Source organism: Synechococcus sp. BL107 (assembly GCF_000153805.1).
In the GTDB taxonomy this organism is placed as follows: domain Bacteria; phylum Cyanobacteriota; class Cyanobacteriia; order PCC-6307; family Cyanobiaceae; genus Parasynechococcus.
Window position 1 is genome coordinate 439,276 of record NZ_DS022298.1, and the last position, 15,926, is coordinate 455,201.

Here is a 15,926-nt window from a genome sequence, read left to right on the forward strand (position 1 = left end):
AATCAGGCGTCGATAGGACCGTTAATGCGGCCGTTGAAGCCGATCACCCTGCGGTGACCAGCCAAGGGAATGAGGTTCACATCGCGATGGTCGCCGGGCTCAAAGCGGATTGCGGTACCGGCTGGGATGTCGAGCCGTTGTCCGCGGGCTGCATCGCGATCGAATTGCAGGGCGGCATTCGCTTCAGCGAAGTGAAAGTGTGAACCCACCTGAACGGGGCGGTCGCCACCGTTGGCCACGCTGATGGTGGTGACGGGCCGGCCAGCGTTGAGTTCAAGTTCGCCAGGTTCCGAAATAAGTTCGCCAGGAATAAGGGGGGCCATGGTGAAATCTCAGCGGATTGGGTCGTGAAGGGTGACGAGCTTGGTGCCGTCAGGAAAAACCGCCTCGATCTGAACCTCCTCGACTAATTCCGGCACACCTTCCATCACTTGATCTCGGCGAAGCCATGTGGTTCCTGCCTGCATGAGTTCAGCGACGGTTTGTCCATCCCGAGCGCCCTCGAGGACGAGAAAACTGAGCCACGCCATCGCTTCGGGGTGGTTCAGCTTGACCCCACGGTTGAGTCGCCGTTCCGCCAGTAATGCGGCGGTCACGATGAGGAGTTTGTCTTTTTCCTGGGGACTGAGATGCATGGGGGACGGCGGTCAGTTTCAGTGTGTCGCCGCATTCGACGACGCAATGTTCTCTATGAACACTTGTTGTCGTAAGGGCTGTTCCTGTAGGGGCCATACCCGGGGAATACGGGGCTCAGTGAGCTGACGGTGCGCCCTTGTGCGGGCCCAGATTCGGCTGAACCAGAAGCGGGCATCTCGGCTCGATGGGCCGACATAACGGGCAATCAATCCCTGCTCTAATCCGCTGCATTGCATCTGCCCTTCCAATCCGCCGCGGTCGTCCCGGGCGTTAGCGAGCAAGGAATTGAGCGTTGGATTGGTAAGAGGAGCGGGAGCTGCCCAAATCAAGGTTCCAAATACCGCATCCCCATTCAATCCATGGCGGTGATGCAGTGCATCGCCGCTGAGTTCCAAGCGATCCACCTGCTCCCAGCGTGTCCCGTTCTCACCAATTCGACGCAGGCTCACGGCTGAACGCCAACAACCTTGTCCGAGGTCTTCCCCAGCAGCGGTGCGACCTAGTCGCACGATTTCAGCACTCAGAAATGACGCATCGTCGGCTAATTGCACGTCGAGGCTTTGTTCCACCAGTGCATCGGCGTACACCACAAGCTCTTGGGGGAGCCATTCCAGATCGCTGTTGGAGCCCAGCCGGCAGCTCACCGATTGGTTGGCCCAGGTTCCCTTTGGATGCAGGCGACTTCGTCCAATGGAGCCGTACACCTTTTGAGCGGCAACGCTGGTGATGAGGGCTCGGCTTTTGTCTCCCAGTTCGAGGTCGACACTTAATTGATCTCCACCTACGAGCCCACCGGCGCTGTGGAGAAGAGGGAGTTCACAGCGGCCATCGTTGCCGCGTTCGGCACGCATCAACTTGAAGGGTGCGGTGCACCCCCCTTGATGATGGGTGGTGTCGGCGTCGGCGCTGAACTGCAACCGGCAGGTGCCGTGCCAGGGGTTGAGTCGCTGCATCTCCCTACGCTCGACGCAGCTTGCTCACCACTTTGTAGCCATTCATACCAAATTGAGTGAAGGCTCTTCGGCAGGGTGGTTTGAGCTTGGGGTGCTTCGGTGAGCGATGCGATAACCGTGCTGAACCAGCGTTTGCCAGTTGTCGATCGGCAGCAAGACGATGGCAAGCAGGTGGATTGGTTCCTGCCTCTGACAGCTGAAGAGAGGACGGTGCTGCGTGGTCGCCGCTCTACGGCGTGTGGGCGTGAGGTGTTGCTGCAACTGCCACGGCATGGCCCCCTCGAGCCTGGGGATCAGCTCTCAGATGCTGAGGTATCGGTGCGGGTTGAAGTCGTGGCTGCTCTAGAAGATTTGCTCCAAGTAAAAGCGCCCACATCTTTGGACTTGCTTGCGGCGGCCTATCACCTTGGTAATCGTCATGTGGCATTGGAGCTTCACGACCAGGAGCTGCTGCTCTTGGATGATTCGGTTTTGGCGTCGATGTTGAAGGGACGTGGTTTGGTGGTGACTCAGTGCCGTCGACCTTTCCTTCCCGAGGGTGGCGCGTATGCCGGCCACTCCCATCGCCATTCTTCGCCATGACGTCTCTGGCGCTGTTGCAATTGGTCAGTCCAGCACTGCCAGTTGGTGCTTTTAGTTATTCCGAAGGGTTAGAGGTTCTCGTCCAAACCAATGGCTTGAACGATGAACAGGCCGTGCAGGATTGGTTGACGGCGGAGCTCATCCGCGGTGCTCTTCGCCTCGAAGTGGCGGCTCTACCCAAGCTCCGCCAGCAGCTTGAGCTTTGGGTGCACCGAGGTGATGTTCAGGGGCGTCATGGAGTCCAAGATTTGGATGGTTGGCTCCTGGCCACTCGGGAGGCATCAGAGCTGCGGGCTCAACAGCGTCAAATGGGCCAGTCGCTGGTGCAATTGCTGGACGACCTAGGCCATCCTTTGCCGGAGCCGGTGCGCTTGAGCTGGCCAGCGGCCTGGGCTTGGGCGGCTTCGGCGATGAAGATTCCAGTGCTCGACATGCTTGAGGGGTATCTCTACGGCTGGGTTGCCAATCAGCTCAGTGCTGCAGTGCGACTGGTGCCATTGGGTCCAACCCGAGCCCAGGTGTTGCAACAGCGACTCCTACCGTTGATTCAGGAGCAGGCTTTGCAATTGCGAGATATGGATCCTCGGCAGATGTGGAGCGCTGGGGTTGGGGCTTCGCTCACCCAGCTGGCTCATGCTGAGCTGTATTCGCGTCTGTTTCGAAGCTGATGGCGAGCAAGTTGCGTTTGGGGGTTGCCGGACCGGTGGGTTCCGGCAAAACGGCTTTGGTGGAGGCCCTCTGTCGTGAGCTTTGCGAACGTCTGGAGTTGGCTGTTGTGACCAATGACATCTACACCCAAGAAGATGCCCAGTTCTTAACGAGGGCTGGGGTGCTGCCGCCAGAACGGATTCGCGGCGTTGAAACGGGTGGGTGTCCTCACACTGCGATCCGAGAAGATTGTTCGATCAATCGGGCAGCGGTTGGTGATTTGGAGGCACAGTTTCCAGGCCTTGATTTGGTTCTCGTCGAAAGCGGAGGAGACAACCTTGCGGCCAGTTTTAGCCCCGAATTAGTTGACCTTTGTATTTATGTGATTGATGTTGCGGCTGGGGACAAGATTCCTCGAAAGGGAGGGCCTGGGATCACGCGATCGGATCTCTTGGTGATTAACAAAATTGATTTAGCCCCTTTGGTGGGAGCTGATTTATCGGTGATGGAACACGACACCCAGCGCATGCGAGGTGATCGCCCTTGGTGTTTCACCAACCTCAAAAATGGTGTTGGTTTGGAAGAAGTGGTGGCCTTTGTGTTGCAACAGCTACCAAATGCCTGATGTTTTTTGAGTGACCCACTCGTTTAGTTCGTTTTGATACGAAAGAAGGATGCTGTTGATCCGTACCTTCCTTCGATCGCCAACAGGCGAGTTTTCCGTGTTTTGGACTGAATGAGCAATTCTCTCTCTAAGCGTCTTTTCGCCGGCATGGCCGCTGCGTCGCTGGGTCTGGCCGTAACTGCCTGCGGTGGTGACGACAAGACAGCGTCGAATGTTGAGTACGACGACACCGTCACCGTCGGCATCCTGCATTCGTTGACCGGAACCATGGCGATTTCCGAGTCCACCTTGGTGGATACGGAAAAAATGGCAATCGACGAAATCAATGCCGCAGGCGGTGTTGAAGTCGATGGCAAAAAATACAAAATTGAATACATCGTCGAAGACGGTGCCTCCGATTGGCCCACCTTCGCTGAAAAATCCAAGAAGCTGATCGACCAGGATTCAGTTCCTGTTGTTTTCGGTGGTTGGACCTCAGCTAGCCGGAAGGCAATGCTTCCGGTTTATGAGTCGAAGGACGCTTTCCTCTACTACCCGATTCAGTACGAGGCTCAAGAGTGTTCCAACAACATCTTCTATACGGGTGCAACTCCGAACCAGCAGTCGGAGCCGGCAACCAAATTCATGTATGAGAAGTCGCCTGCCGCTGGCAAGCCCTTCTTCCTGGTTGGTTCCGACTATGTGTTCCCACGTACGTCCAACACGATCACCAAATCCCAAGTTGCTCAACTTGGCGGCACCGTTGTTGGTGAGGACTACCTGCCCCTCGGCAACACAGAAGTTGCTCCAATCATCGCCAAAATCAAGAAGGCTCTTCCTGATGGTGGCGTGATCATCAACACCCTGAATGGCGACCAAAACGTTGCTTTCTTCAAGCAGATTCAGGATGCCGGCATCACACCAGCCAATGGCTATTACGTGATGAATTACTCCATCGCTGAAGAAGAAATCAGCACGATTGGAGCTGAGTTCCTTGAAGGCCATTACGGCGCTTGGAACTACATGATGTCGATCGATACGCCTGCTTCTAAGAAGTTTGCTGCAGACTTCAAGGCGAAGTACGGCGCTGACCGTCAGGTCGCAGACCCCCAGGAGTCTGCTTACAACATGGTTTACCTGTGGAAAGCAGCTGTCGAGAAGGCCAACTCCTTCGACGACAACAAAGTTCGTGAAGCTCTCGTGGGCATCACCTTTGATGCACCTCAGGGCCCTGTGGAAGTGATGCCTAACCATCACTTGTCACAAACCGTCCGTATCGGCCAAATCACCGCTGATGGTCAATTCGACATTCTCGAATCGACCGATGGCCCGATCGCACCGCAGGCTTGGAATCAAATTCACCCCGATTCCAAAGGCTTCGCTTGTGATTGGACTGATGCGAATAAAGGTGGCAAGTACAAGCTCTGATGTCTGAATCTCAGACATTTTGATTTTCTTGTAATTCAAGGGAGGAGTTCGGTAACGGACTCCTCCCTTCTTGTCTTTTTTGTCTTTGAATTCAGCTCGTGCAACTGCTGCTAGAAAGCCTTTTTAATGGTGTCGCCATCGGCTCAGTGCTGATGATGGCTGCTCTTGGATTGGCCATCGTTTTTGGTTTGATGGGTGTGATTAATCTTGCCCATGGCGAGTTAATTATGCTCGGTGCTTACACCACTTATGTGGTGCAAATGGTGTTTAAGCTTCCCGCTTTTCAGCCGATTTATAGCCTCTATGTATTAGTGGCAATTCCGTTGGCGTTTGTCGTCAGTGGAGTTGTTGGCATCCTCTTAGAACGCACAGTGATTCGACGTCTTTACGGAAGTCCGTTGGAGACGTTGTTAGCTACTTGGGGTGTCAGTTTGATTTTGCAGCAGTTTGTGCGCAGTGTTCCGCTTGCGCATGCAGCCGGGATGATTTTGGCGTTGGTGCTCGGATTTGGTTTGCCATTGGTCTTGCCGAGTCGTCTTTTTGAAGGGACTCGAGCACGAATCAACCGCGCCATGACTTGGGCGGTGTCGGCTTTCGGAGGTGTACTGCTGGCCGGGGGGCTTGCATCGCAGATCAGCCGCATTGCACGGGCCACGTCGCGCAACGTCGACGTCACTGCACCGAAGTGGATGCGGGGTGGCATTGAGTGGATGGATATCACATTTCCGGTTCCCCGGCTTGTGATCATCGTGATGACGATCGTTGCGGTTCTTGGCGTCACCTGGTTCCTCAATCGAAGCGTCTGGGGAATGCGCATTCGTGCGGTCACCCAAAACCGTTCGATGAGTGATTGCCTCGGCATTCCTACAGAAACCGTTGATGTGCTCACCTTCGGTATTGGTTCTGGTTTGGCTGGTGTGGCTGGCGTGGCGGTGTCTCTTTTGGGGTCTGTAGGTCCCAACGTCGGTGGGTCTTACATCGTTGGGTGCTTCATGGTTGTTGTGCTCGGTGGTGTCGGAAATCTGCTGGGCACCGTTCTGGCGTCATTCGCGATTGGCTTATTAACGGATCTCATTGGAGCTGGACGATTGCTCACGATCTGGCCAGAGATGCCGGCTCCTCTCGCTGGGGCGGTCAACTTTTTTGCCACAACCAGCATGGCTCAGGTGTTGGTGTTCGCCTTGATTGTGGTGTTCTTGCAGTTCCGTCCAGCGGGTCTTTTCCCGCAGAAGGGACGCATGGTGGAGGCCTAAAACAATGTTTCAAGCCTTTCAACAACGCCGCTGGCCTCTGGTCATTCTTTGGGTGTTGATCATTGCGGCAATCGTTGCAGCTCCTTCGGTGTTGCCGGTCTTTCGACTCAACTTGCTGGGCCGTTTCCTCGCGTTGGCGATCGTTGCCCTTGGCATCGATTTGATTTGGGGTTTTACGGGGCTACTCAGTCTTGGCCAAGGCATTTTCTTCGCGCTCGGTGGATATGCCGCGGCGATGTATTTACAGCTGAATAGTTCTGGGGATTTGCCGAATGCAATACCTGAGTTTTTCGGTCTTTATGGCGTGGATCGTTTGCCGGCGTTTTGGCAGCCGTTTCATTCTCCATGGTTCACCTTGGTCGCTATTTGGTTGGTTCCGGCTGTTTTGGCAGCCGTTCTTGGCAACCTTGTCTTTCGAAATCGCATTAAGGGGGTCTATTTCTCGATTCTCACCCAGGCAGCGTTGTTGGTGTTTTTCAATTTCTTCAATGGTCAGCAGAAATTGATCAATGGCACCAACGGTCTTAAGACAGATGTGACTGAGTTGTTTGGTCAGATGGTTGGTTCGGCGGAGATGCAGCGCGGCTTCTTTTGGGTTACGGCTGTGATGGTGATCCTGGCCTGGTTGTCGGTGCGTTGGGTGGTGCGTGGTCGCTTCGGTGATGTACTTATTGCGATTCGAGACGATGAACCTCGGCTGCGCTTTGCGGGGTACAACCCGACGTTGTTCAAGACGATTGTGTTCGCCATCGCTGGAGGTTTAGCTGGTATTGGCGGAGCGCTCTACACCGTTCAGTCTGGAATCGTTTCCCCCCAATACATGACGGTGCCCTTCTCGATTGAGATGGTGATTTGGGTGGCTGTTGGTGGCCGCGGCACCCTCGTGGGAGCGATCCTCGGGGCTGTGGCGATCAACTACGCCAAGAGTTTGGTTAGCGAAGCCATGCCCCAGAGCTGGCTGTTTATTCAGGGGGGATTGTTCATTCTTGTGGTGACAGCTTTACCGGAAGGTGTGATCGGTTGGGTCCAAGGGGATGGCCCCCGTAACTTGCTGAACCGCTTGGGTGTGTCCCGTCGCAGTGGCACCTATCCCCGTCTTGAACTCGATGGACAAGAGGAGATTCAGCCATGACCTCAGGACTACTTGAACTCCGTGGAATCACCGTCAGCTTTGATGGTTTTCTCGCGTTGCGCGATCTCAATCTCAGTCTTCAGCCTGGCGAACTCAGGGCGGTGATAGGCCCCAACGGCGCGGGAAAAACCACGTTCTTGGATGTGATCACTGGAAAAGTTGCCCCCAGCGATGGTGATGTGTTGTTCAAGGGGCGTTCGTTAATGGGGCGTCCGGAGCACCGCATTGCTCGCCTTGGGATCGGACGCAAGTTTCAGAGTCCACGGGTGTTCGAACAGCTCACGGTGAGAGAAAATCTGGCGCTGGCTGTGAGTCGTCCGAAACAACCCTGGACCCTTTTGTTTGGTGGCCTTCGGAGCGATCAGCGCGACCGTGTTCAACATCTAATGAGCATCGTCAATTTGCAGAAGCGGGCCGACTGGCTTGCTGGGGCCTTATCCCATGGCCAAAAGCAGTGGTTGGAAATTGCCATGCTTGTGGGACAAGATCCCGACTTGCTCTTGGTTGATGAACCTGTGGCTGGTCTCACTGATGAAGAGACTGATCTCACAGCTGATCTCCTCAAATCATTGGCAGGTGATCACACCGTTTTGGTGATTGAGCACGATATGGAGTTCATCCGTCGTCTCGATAGTCCTGTCACGGTCTTGCACCAAGGCCATGTTCTTTGTGAGGGAACCATGGATCAAGTTCAGGTGGATCCAAGGGTGATTGAGGTGTATCTCGGCACAACAGAGGACGACAGCAAATGACGATGCTTCTTGAGATTCGCGGACTCAACACGTACTACGGCGAAAGTCACATTCTTCGGGATGTTGATCTCAACGTGAAAAAAGGTGAGATGGTTTGTCTGATCGGTCGCAATGGTGTGGGCAAGACCACGTTGTTGAAAACCGTGATCGGATTGCTCAAGCCACGGGGCGGTGAGTTGGTGCTGAATGGGGAGGGATTGGAACGTCAGCCTCCCCATCGGCGGGCTCGAGCTGGCATTGGTTATGTCCCGCAGGGTCGCGAAATTATTCCGCAACTTACCGTTGAGGAAAACTTGATGCTGGGGATGGAAGCCTTGCCGGGTGGTTTGGCACGTCACCGCAGGATTGATCCTTTTGTGTATGAGCTCTTTCCTGTTCTTTCAGATTTCTTGCCGCGCAAAGGGGGAGATCTCAGCGGTGGACAACAGCAGCAGTTAGCGATTGCAAGAGCATTACTGGGCCAGCCGCAGTTGTTACTTTTGGATGAACCAACAGAAGGGATTCAACCCAATATTGTTCAAGATATTGAATTGGCTGTCCGGCGGATTATTTCTGAGAAGGGAATTGGTGTGCTGCTTGTCGAGCAACATCTTCATTTCGTTCGTCAAGCAGACCGGTATTACGCGATGCAGCGGGGCGGGATTGTTGCGAGTGGATCAACTAGCGATCTCAGTCAGTCGGTTGTGGATCAATTCCTCAGCGTTTGATCCACGAAGAGATAGTTTGTAGTCACTGACGTCTGCACGAATGTGCAGCATTTGCCCGGAGATTGACATGCGCCAAATTTCTAGGCGAGCTTCCTTGGGTGCGTTAAACAAAAAGATCTCGCTGGGCATGATGACCTTCTCGAGGTAAAACTGTTCGCTGCCAATGCATTTAAGGATCAACATGCGACTGGTGTCGTTCTGATAAACGCACTCAACCATGACGTCTTCACAAGAGGACAGCCAATATGGGCTTTAGAGAACAAAGTAAGTGTTCGATTGATCACAAAAAAGCTTGGATTTAGATTTTGTTTAGATGAGCCCGCTCTTAGGCTTGATTTTGGTATCAATTCATACTCTTTGAGAATCTTTAGCGACGACTTGATGCTTCTGTTTATTGAAAAAGCTTTTAGCTTTCTCTTGCGAATGGTTTCAAGATTTTCGAAGTTTCGAACATTCCAGCGTATTTAGTTAGTTATTGATTGGCAAAATTAAAGTAAAAATTTAACCTGTCGATAGAAATAATTGATAAAAACTGATCAGTGAAATGCTTGCTGGGTCAAACTCATGCTGCGATCTCTGTCGAATGAATATTTGAATTCCAATTGGGTTTGCGTGGAGGTTTGGCCAGTGTTGTGGTGAAGGATCGCCGGCGATCGGCGCGTCCTGCTTCGGCTAAGTCTCCTTGAAGAGCTGAATTGCAGCTTTTCAGTCGTGACCAGCTCGGTAGTTGATGGGCGATGGGAGATTCCATGAGCTTCGCCAGTCCAGGTCTCAGCAAGCCAGAAAAGCTTTGAACAGTGAGCTCTTCTTGGTGCCTGTCGTAGGGCAATCGGTTCATGGCGGAGTCCAGACCAAACTGACGCACGCGGTCTTCGCCAACTCTGCGGTACAGCACTTCCAGGGTGGGTAGTTGATCCATCGACATCACACAGCCTTCATGCTCCATGAGTCCCCTCAGAACGGTGCCGAAAATCTCTCCTGCCATTCTCTGCAGACCCTCTGATGGTTGGTTGCCCAATCCCTTGTGCTTGTGGTCGAACAATCCCAGGTCGACTTGGGTGATGCGACTGGAAGCGACATGCCGATAGACCTCGGATAACAATCCAACCTCCAGGCCCCAATCGGATGGAATGCGCAGATTCATTGCTAGGTCACTGGTGAATGCAAACTCACCTGCGAGTGGATAGCGAAAGGATTGGAGATAGCGCAGATAGGGCAGTGGTCCGAAGACTTGCTCAAGGCTGGCGAGGAGTGGGCCCACAAAGAGCCGCGTCGCTCGTCCCTGCAACGCTTGGGTTTCTAGGGATAGCCGGCTGTAAAACGCTTTGACGTATGCGATGCCATGGGATCGGTCGAGAAGTGGCCGAAGCATCCGCTCTGGGTACGCCGAGCCAAAGGTGCGAATGTCTGCATCAAAGAGTCCCACCACTTCTGCGTCTTGGCAGGCCACCCCAAGGCCCTGCCAAACAGCCCAGCCTTTTCCTGGTGGGCCTGTTACATCTAGATCGAGATTTCCGACCGACTCGAGCAGCTCTCGGACTGCTGGGCCATTGGTCCAGTGCACATGCACAGGAAAGGGCATCCCAGCAAAAAAGGCTTCAGCTGCCGCAACGTCTTCTGCGTTCTCAGCAGCGAGTGCGACAACAAGGGAACTCAAGCCATTGAGGGGAGCGAGAGTGTCGCGGATGAGGGCAAGCGCGGGCCTGCTGAATTCCTCCATGAGGCATGGGATCAACAGAGTTGTTGGTCGTTGGCCTAGTTCTTGGTTGAAGGCGATGGCGTTGTGATTGCCAAGGCTGTAGTCATGAACTGTGCTGATCAATCCCTGTTGAAAATCCATGTGGTGTTCAATGCGACAACAGAGGCAGGAGACCTGTCCCATACCTGAACGGTGTTCAGGAGAGAAGTGATGCAGCCCTCAAGCGATGAAACGCTGCGGACTCTTCTCAGTGATCTCTACCGAGGTGATTCTCCAGGTGATCTCGAGAAGTTGTCGTCGCAATTGCTGCAGATTCTGAGCCAATCGTCAGAGGATCATGACGTTCCAATCGGGTCGTCCCGATGGAGAAGGGATGATGCTGTGTTGATTACCTACGCGAATACTGTTGCGGATGATGCAACTTTTGGACTGCAAAGTCTTCGTGGTTTGGTGAATCGCCACTTGGAGCCATTTGCTCGGGTGATTCATGTTTTGCCATTTCTAAAGTCAACGAGTGATGGCGGTTTTGCTGTCTCGAGTTATCAGACGATTCAGCAAGAGTACGGAGACTGGTCGGATCTCAGTGCCTTGGCTGAGGGACGTCGCTTGATGGCTGATCTTGTTCTTAATCATGTTTCTGCTTCTCATCCCTGGGTGCAGCAGTTCCTCCGAAACGAGCAGCCTGGCGAATCGTGTGTGCTGGAAGCGAGTCCAGATCCTTGCTGGCACGATGTGGTTCGTCCGCGTAGTTCCGCCTTATTTACACAGCTCAGTGGTCCCAATGGGCGCCGTCAGGTTTGGACCACGTTTGGTCCTGATCAGGTGGATTTGGATTGGCACCACCCTCAAGTTCTCCTCGGTTTCATCGAGTTGTTGAATCGATTGCTGAGCCACGGGGTGCGTTGGATTCGACTCGATGCTGTGGGTTTTGTTTGGAAGGAGCCCAACACAAGCTGCATCCATTTGCCGCAGGCTCATCGTCTTGTGCAGGTGTTGCGTTACCTGCTGGATCGCCATAGTCCTGATGGGGTTGTGGTTACAGAAACCAACGTTCCTGAACAGGAAAATCTCTCCTATTTGCGCAATGGCCAAGAGGCGCATTTGGCTTACAACTTTCCTCTTCCGCCGCTGTTGTTGGAGGCAGCAATGAGTGGCCGAGCTGATCTGCTCAATGCTTGGTTAACCCGTTGGCCCCAATTGCCGAACCAGACCGGACTGTTGAATTTCACCGCTTGTCATGACGGCGTCGGCTTACGGTCACTTGAGGGGCTGATGGCTGATCAACGTGTCCTTCAGCTCCTAATGGGTTGCGAGCGTCGAGGCGGTTTGATCAGCCATCGACGTCTTAGCAATGGTGAGGAGGTTCCTTATGAAATCAATATCAGTTGGTGGAGTGCCATGGCCGATGGTGGGATCGATCCTGGCCATCATCAGCGTTCTCGATTTTTGCTGACCCAACTCTTGGTGATGGTTTTGCCGGGGATCCCAGCGTTTTATCTCCCTGCTCTTTTGGCCACCCCCAATGATTTGGCACGGTTCCGGCGTACCGGTCATCGGAGAGATCTCAACCGTCCTCAGTTCAGATTGGAAGCGTTGGAGCGTCGTCTTCAGGATCCTGATGCGGATGCCACCAATGTGTTGGCTGCCTTACGTCATGCCCTGGAGGTTCGTTCGTCGCAACCGGCACTTCACCCCGATGCGACGATGACGGTGCTCAGTTCAGACCGATCCGACCTCGTGATCTTGAAGCGTTCAAGAGATGGCGACATCCCTCTCTACGCCGTGCATAACATCACCTCGAATCGGTTGACGTTGTCGTTGGCTCAGCTGCGTGCCGAGTCCGATGGTGGTTTTGTGGATTGCCTGAGTCGGCAGTCGTTTACGGCTCAAGAGCAACCCTCCATCGAACCCTATGCCGTGCACTGGTTGGTGACGCGATGACCAATACAATCGCGACCCCACACTGGTGGGTGGTGACTGATTTAGATGGCACCCTGATGGACCATCACTACGACTGGTCCCCTGCGGAACCAGCCATACGGCGTTTGCAAGCGGCAGGTATACCTGTGATCCCCTGCACCAGCAAAACGGCTGAGGAGGTGATTCGATTTCGAGAGCAGCTGGATCTTCATGACCCATTCATCGTCGAGAACGGTGGTGCGATCCATGGCGAGTCGTCAACTGGTCAGCCTTGGGGGTTACCCCTTGGTCCTGGCTGGGCGGAGCTCAAGCCTCAGCTTTCTGCCTTGGAATTGGAGTTAGGAGAGCCGTTGCGGGCCCTCGACGAGCTCACCGATGCCGAGGGTGAACGGCTGCTCGGGCTTCAGGGAGATGTCCTCCGTCAGGCGCAGCGGCGATGTTGCAGCGTGCCTTTTGTGCCTCCCTCCGCTGACGTGCGCCTGCGGCTGGAGGCGTTAGTGGAACAACGGGGTCTCACGGTGGTGCAGGGCAACCGCATGGGGCATTTGTTGGGGCCAGGGATTAGTAAAGGGAACGCCTTGCACGTGTTGAAGCAGCACTTGAACCAACCTGATGTGGCGGTTTTGGCCCTAGGCGATTCCCCGAATGACCTTCCCTTGCTTGAGGCCGCAGATTTGGCGGTGGTGGTTCCTGGTGTTGAAGGGCCCCATCCCCTGCTCTTGCCAGGTTTAACCAGCGGTCGCTTTCAGTTGGCAGGAGCAGCCCATGGCGCGGGCTGGGCTGAGGCGGTTCAGCGGTTGCTGCCACCCTTGTCCAACAAAAGCTGCCAGAGCCCTTGAGCTGAACTCGGTGCTGTGAGGGATTGGTTGTCGTGGGTTTTGATTGGCCTGCAGCTGAGGCTGTTGATCAGAAGGCCCTGATCACTGCTTTGCAGAGTCCCCCCCACATCGGCTTCCATCGCGATGCCAAGGCTGAGGGCGCGGGCTCGCATTACCCCAGGAAGGCAGCCGCTGCTCAAAGGAGGAGTGATCCATCTCCCCTCGCGGTGCACCAACAAGTTGGCGACGGTTCCACAACACAGTTCGCCTTGGGTGTTGTGCAGCAGGGCGTCATCGGCTCCAGCGCGTTCGGCTTCGCGGCGAGCTTGGATCGCAGCGGTGTAGGCGAAGGTTTTGCATCGACTACTCATGCTGTCGCGATTGCGACGTTCGAGCCGACTTGTGATCGTTCGGATGGGTAGAAAATGCATGCTGCAAGGGGTGAGGGTGAGCCAAAAACGATGGTGGTTGAGGTTGGCTATGCCAATGCCTCGCCCCTGCCCGGAGCCGCGGCTCCAGTTCAACCGCAGGGCTCCACTGGCCTGATGCAGTTCGCTTTTCACAATCGCTTCATCGATCAGGCCGCTGAGATCCTGTTGGAATGGCGGTGGGTCCATTCCCAGTAGCTCAGCGCTCGCAATCCATCGCGCAAGATGTTCAGGTAGCAATTGCGCTGTTCCATTTAGAACCAAGATGGTTTCGAAGAGGCCATCCGCGAGTTGCAGGCCTCGATCACTCAGCGGAAGTTGCAGGTCGTCGGGGTCCCCCCAACGTCCGTCGATCCAAGCAATCGTCACTGGCATGCCAGAGCCTCCAGCAGAGGTTGCAACTTCCAATTCAGTTCGTCAGCTTCGCCTTCTGGATCTGAGTCGGCAACGATCCCGCAGCCAGCATGGGCTCTCAGGGTGTGGCCTGATCGGATGAGGGATCGAATCAGGATGTTGCTGTCGAAGCGGCCATCCCAATCGATATGAATCAACGACCCGCAGTACGGGCCGCGGCTCGTGGGCTCCAGTTCCTGCAAGCGCTGGCAGGCCCGCAGTTTTGGTGCTCCACTGATCGACCCACCTGGCCAGCTCGCTTCCAGGAGATCAACCCAATTCAGTTCATCCCGTAGCTGCCCCTCCACGACAGAGGTGAGGTGATGAACGGAGGCGTAGCTCTCCAATCCCACGAGTTGAGGTACCTGGATGGAGCCGGGCGTGCAGACGCGGCCCAGGTCATTACGAAGCAGGTCGACAACCATCACGTTCTCGGCTCGATCTTTGTCGCTGCAGATCAATTCAGCGGCCAGATCGGCATCACGCTCGGGATCGCTGTGCCGGGGTCGGGTGCCTTTGATCGGACGGGTTTGGACACGGCCTGAGCAATCCACGGAGACAAATCGTTCTGGAGATGAGGAGAGCAATGCGTCATGGTTTTCGGTGATCACCAGGCCAGCGAACGGCGCTGGGCAGCGTTCTCGAATCCGGTGAAACAGCTCCAATGCACTGGTGTTGGATGGCCAGCTCGTGCTGCAGCAGGCGGTGAGATTGGCTTGGAAGAGATCACCCGCGGCGATCAGATCGCGAATCCGCCGAACGCCATTGGCAAAATCGCTGCGATCGGTGTGATGTGTCCAAGCATCAAGGGCAATGGGAGGTGCAGTTGGATTGATCGTGGTGGGCGCTGTGGCAAGTGAATCCAGCAAGGCCGTCATGGTGCTGGGGTTGGTTCCTTCGATCCAGAGGTGCTGGTTTTGGAGATCGAAACGAAGAATTGGGTCATGCCTTGCAATCCAAAGGCTTGGCATGGCATCGGCACACCAGACATTGCCGGGTTCTGACCAGGCGGCAGCTTCATAGCTGAGCCATCCGGTCCAGTGACCATCCTCGAGGTGTCGTAGCGCTTCGAATGGATTGCTTGCCCCTGGCTCTCCCGGACGTCCTCGGCAGCAAACGGTTTCCACCGGAGTCACTCCAAGGGTGACCCAACGGCCCAGGGCACTGCCGTCTCCATCCAGCCAGATCAGGCCTTCTTCCCCGTAGAGGGCCGCCAGTTGCGTGGCCACCATCACGGGTGCGCGCCAGGGAATCTTTTGGCGGTGCAACCTATTCATCCCTGGGCGTTGCTGCATAGGTCTGGTCGGCCGGCCTCGCGAAGGGCTGAATCCCGAATGCGGCAGCTGTCGCAGACGCCGCAGGGACGGTTGCCGCCGCTGTAGCAACTCCACGTTTCATTGATGGGGACCCCCAGGCGGAGTGCTTCGTCCACGATTTTGGTTTTGCTCCACTCCACCAGTGGAGCCCAGAGTTGAGGTCCATGCCCTTCCCGTCCAGCTTTGCTGGACAGGCTGGCCAAGCTTTGAAAAGCGTCGAGGTAATCAGGACGGCAGTCGGGATAGCCGGAGTAGTCAACGGCATTCACGCCAAGCACCAACCGTTCTGCCCCTCGTGCTTCGGCAAGGCTGAGCCCGATCGCAATGAAGACCGTGTTGCGTCCAGGGACGTAGGTCACGGGGATGACACCCTCTTCCACTCCACTGGTGGGAACGGTTTGGTTTGGATCTGTGAGGGCGGAGCCTCCCCACGCTCCGAGATTCACATCCACTTGATGATGTTCGGCCAAGTTGAGATGGGCGGCCACTTTGGCGGCAGCTTTGAGTTCACGCCGATGACGTTGTCCGTAATCGAAGGACAGTCCGATGACACGATCACCGCTCTCCTGAGCTAGCGCGGCAGCTGTGGCGGAATCCAGTCCGCCGGAAAGCAAGGCAATTGCGGTGCGTTGGGCCATGCCCTCATTAAAAAACTTC

The 15,926-nt window shown here is 55.2% G+C and carries 18 protein-coding genes; 10 read left to right on the forward strand and 8 right to left on the reverse strand.

Annotated features, from left to right (window positions below; all coding sequences use genetic code 11):
* Positions 1-2 precede the first annotated feature (2 nt).
* The 3 genes from BL107_RS02105 to BL107_RS02115 are packed head-to-tail and all read right to left on the reverse strand — an operon-like array spanning position 3 to position 1,589.
* Entirely contained in the window at positions 3-323 is a 321-nt protein-coding gene (locus BL107_RS02105) for an urease subunit beta (protein WP_009788617.1), read from the reverse strand.
* A 9-nt stretch (positions 324-332) separates the two neighbouring features.
* Positions 333-635, reverse strand: coding sequence for an urease subunit gamma (locus tag BL107_RS02110; protein ID WP_009788618.1), 303 nt, complete (start codon positions 633-635; stop codon positions 333-335).
* Between the two features lie 18 nt (positions 636-653).
* Positions 654-1,589, reverse strand: coding sequence for an urease accessory protein UreD (locus BL107_RS02115; RefSeq protein WP_009788619.1), 936 nt, complete (start codon positions 1,587-1,589; stop codon positions 654-656).
* A gap of 99 nt (positions 1,590-1,688) precedes the next feature.
* Here BL107_RS02115 and ureE point away from each other — a divergent pair, with 99 nt between their 5' ends.
* The 8 genes from ureE to urtE all read left to right on the forward strand — a co-directional run bounded on the left by ureE (position 1,689) and on the right by urtE (position 8,695).
* Complete coding sequence (gene ureE / locus BL107_RS02120) at positions 1,689-2,171, forward strand: urease accessory protein UreE (protein ID WP_009788620.1); 483 nt, start codon at positions 1,689-1,691, stop codon at positions 2,169-2,171.
* Positions 2,168-2,839 carry an urease accessory protein UreF gene (locus BL107_RS02125; protein ID WP_009788621.1) on the forward strand — a complete coding sequence of 224 codons (672 nt, stop codon included), beginning with the start codon at positions 2,168-2,170 and terminating at the stop codon, positions 2,837-2,839. The genes ureE and BL107_RS02125 overlap by 4 nt, the downstream gene beginning before the upstream one ends.
* Positions 2,839-3,444 carry an urease accessory protein UreG gene (gene ureG / locus BL107_RS02130; RefSeq protein ID WP_009788622.1) on the forward strand — a complete coding sequence of 202 codons (606 nt, stop codon included), beginning with the start codon at positions 2,839-2,841 and terminating at the stop codon, positions 3,442-3,444. The genes BL107_RS02125 and ureG overlap by 1 nt, the downstream gene beginning before the upstream one ends.
* 111 nt (positions 3,445-3,555) lie before the next feature.
* On the forward strand, positions 3,556-4,851 hold the full coding sequence (urtA, locus tag BL107_RS02135) for an urea ABC transporter substrate-binding protein (RefSeq protein WP_009788623.1): 1,296 nt from the start codon (positions 3,556-3,558) through the stop codon (positions 4,849-4,851).
* A gap of 98 nt (positions 4,852-4,949) precedes the next feature.
* Complete coding sequence (gene urtB / locus BL107_RS02140; protein ID WP_009788624.1) at positions 4,950-6,104, forward strand: urea ABC transporter permease subunit UrtB; 1,155 nt, start codon at positions 4,950-4,952, stop codon at positions 6,102-6,104.
* Positions 6,105-6,108: 4 nt separating this feature from the next.
* Positions 6,109-7,236, forward strand: a complete 1,128-nt coding sequence (urtC, locus tag BL107_RS02145) for an urea ABC transporter permease subunit UrtC (RefSeq protein WP_009788625.1) — start codon at positions 6,109-6,111, stop codon at positions 7,234-7,236.
* Positions 7,233-7,988, forward strand: coding sequence for an urea ABC transporter ATP-binding protein UrtD (gene urtD, locus BL107_RS02150; protein WP_009788626.1), 756 nt, complete (start codon positions 7,233-7,235; stop codon positions 7,986-7,988). The genes urtC and urtD overlap by 4 nt, the downstream gene beginning before the upstream one ends.
* On the forward strand, positions 7,985-8,695 hold the full coding sequence (gene urtE, locus BL107_RS02155) for an urea ABC transporter ATP-binding subunit UrtE (RefSeq protein ID WP_009788627.1): 711 nt from the start codon (positions 7,985-7,987) through the stop codon (positions 8,693-8,695). The genes urtD and urtE overlap by 4 nt, the downstream gene beginning before the upstream one ends.
* Here the strand turns inward: urtE and BL107_RS12120 are convergent.
* A complete protein-coding gene (locus tag BL107_RS12120) occupies positions 8,645-8,914 on the reverse strand; it encodes a DUF1830 domain-containing protein (RefSeq protein ID WP_009788628.1) in 270 nt (89 codons plus the stop codon). The genes urtE and BL107_RS12120 overlap by 51 nt on opposite strands.
* A 343-nt stretch (positions 8,915-9,257) precedes the next feature.
* Complete coding sequence (locus tag BL107_RS02160) at positions 9,258-10,535, reverse strand: glycosyl transferase (RefSeq protein ID WP_037987916.1); 1,278 nt, start codon at positions 10,533-10,535, stop codon at positions 9,258-9,260.
* 69 nt (positions 10,536-10,604) lie between these two features.
* Between BL107_RS02160 and BL107_RS02165 the strand changes: the two genes are divergently transcribed.
* Positions 10,605-12,335 (forward strand): alpha-amylase family glycosyl hydrolase, encoded by a 1,731-nt coding sequence (locus BL107_RS02165; protein ID WP_009788630.1) that lies wholly within the window; start codon positions 10,605-10,607, stop codon positions 12,333-12,335.
* Positions 12,332-13,153, forward strand: coding sequence for an HAD-IIB family hydrolase (locus BL107_RS02170; RefSeq protein ID WP_006169819.1), 822 nt, complete (start codon positions 12,332-12,334; stop codon positions 13,151-13,153). Before BL107_RS02165 ends, BL107_RS02170 begins: the two co-directional genes overlap by 4 nt.
* Here the strand turns inward: BL107_RS02170 and BL107_RS02175 are convergent.
* The 3 genes from BL107_RS02175 to queC are packed head-to-tail and all read right to left on the reverse strand — an operon-like array spanning position 13,105 to position 15,907.
* Positions 13,105-13,935: an aminotransferase class IV gene (locus BL107_RS02175; protein WP_009788631.1), complete on the reverse strand. Its 831-nt coding sequence runs from the start codon at positions 13,933-13,935 to the stop codon at positions 13,105-13,107. The two genes, BL107_RS02170 and BL107_RS02175, sit on opposite strands and share 49 nt — an antisense overlap.
* Complete coding sequence (locus BL107_RS02180) at positions 13,926-15,230, reverse strand: anthranilate synthase component I family protein (RefSeq protein ID WP_009788632.1); 1,305 nt, start codon at positions 15,228-15,230, stop codon at positions 13,926-13,928. The genes BL107_RS02175 and BL107_RS02180 overlap by 10 nt, the downstream gene beginning before the upstream one ends.
* A complete protein-coding gene (gene queC, locus BL107_RS02185) occupies positions 15,227-15,907 on the reverse strand; it encodes a 7-cyano-7-deazaguanine synthase QueC (protein WP_009788633.1) in 681 nt (226 codons plus the stop codon). The genes BL107_RS02180 and queC overlap by 4 nt, the downstream gene beginning before the upstream one ends.
* Between the last annotated feature and the right edge of the window lie 19 nt (positions 15,908-15,926).

What these genes read in the sequence shown, in the direction of transcription:
- BL107_RS02105 (WP_009788617.1), bottom strand. Translation starts at nt 323, where the DNA reads ATGGCCCCCCTTATTCCTGGCGAACTTATTTCGGAACCTGGCGAACTT.
- BL107_RS02110 (WP_009788618.1), bottom strand. Translation starts at nt 635, where the DNA reads ATGCATCTCAGTCCCCAGGAAAAAGACAAACTCCTCATCGTGACCGCC.
- BL107_RS02115 (WP_009788619.1), bottom strand. Translation starts at nt 1,589, where the DNA reads ATGCAGCGACTCAACCCCTGGCACGGCACCTGCCGGTTGCAGTTCAGC.
- BL107_RS02125 (WP_009788621.1), top strand. Translation starts at nt 2,168, where the DNA reads ATGACGTCTCTGGCGCTGTTGCAATTGGTCAGTCCAGCACTGCCAGTT.
- ureG (WP_009788622.1), top strand. Translation starts at nt 2,839, where the DNA reads ATGGCGAGCAAGTTGCGTTTGGGGGTTGCCGGACCGGTGGGTTCCGGC.
- urtA (WP_009788623.1), top strand. Translation starts at nt 3,556, where the DNA reads ATGAGCAATTCTCTCTCTAAGCGTCTTTTCGCCGGCATGGCCGCTGCG.
- urtC (WP_009788625.1), top strand. Translation starts at nt 6,109, where the DNA reads ATGTTTCAAGCCTTTCAACAACGCCGCTGGCCTCTGGTCATTCTTTGG.
- urtD (WP_009788626.1), top strand. Translation starts at nt 7,233, where the DNA reads ATGACCTCAGGACTACTTGAACTCCGTGGAATCACCGTCAGCTTTGAT.
- urtE (WP_009788627.1), top strand. Translation starts at nt 7,985, where the DNA reads ATGACGATGCTTCTTGAGATTCGCGGACTCAACACGTACTACGGCGAA.
- BL107_RS12120 (WP_009788628.1), bottom strand. Translation starts at nt 8,914, where the DNA reads ATGGTTGAGTGCGTTTATCAGAACGACACCAGTCGCATGTTGATCCTT.
- BL107_RS02160 (WP_037987916.1), bottom strand. Translation starts at nt 10,535, where the DNA reads ATGGATTTTCAACAGGGATTGATCAGCACAGTTCATGACTACAGCCTT.
- BL107_RS02165 (WP_009788630.1), top strand. Translation starts at nt 10,605, where the DNA reads ATGCAGCCCTCAAGCGATGAAACGCTGCGGACTCTTCTCAGTGATCTC.
- BL107_RS02170 (WP_006169819.1), top strand. Translation starts at nt 12,332, where the DNA reads ATGACCAATACAATCGCGACCCCACACTGGTGGGTGGTGACTGATTTA.
- BL107_RS02175 (WP_009788631.1), bottom strand. Translation starts at nt 13,935, where the DNA reads ATGCCAGTGACGATTGCTTGGATCGACGGACGTTGGGGGGACCCCGAC.
- BL107_RS02180 (WP_009788632.1), bottom strand. Translation starts at nt 15,230, where the DNA reads ATGAATAGGTTGCACCGCCAAAAGATTCCCTGGCGCGCACCCGTGATG.
- queC (WP_009788633.1), bottom strand. Translation starts at nt 15,907, where the DNA reads ATGGCCCAACGCACCGCAATTGCCTTGCTTTCCGGCGGACTGGATTCC.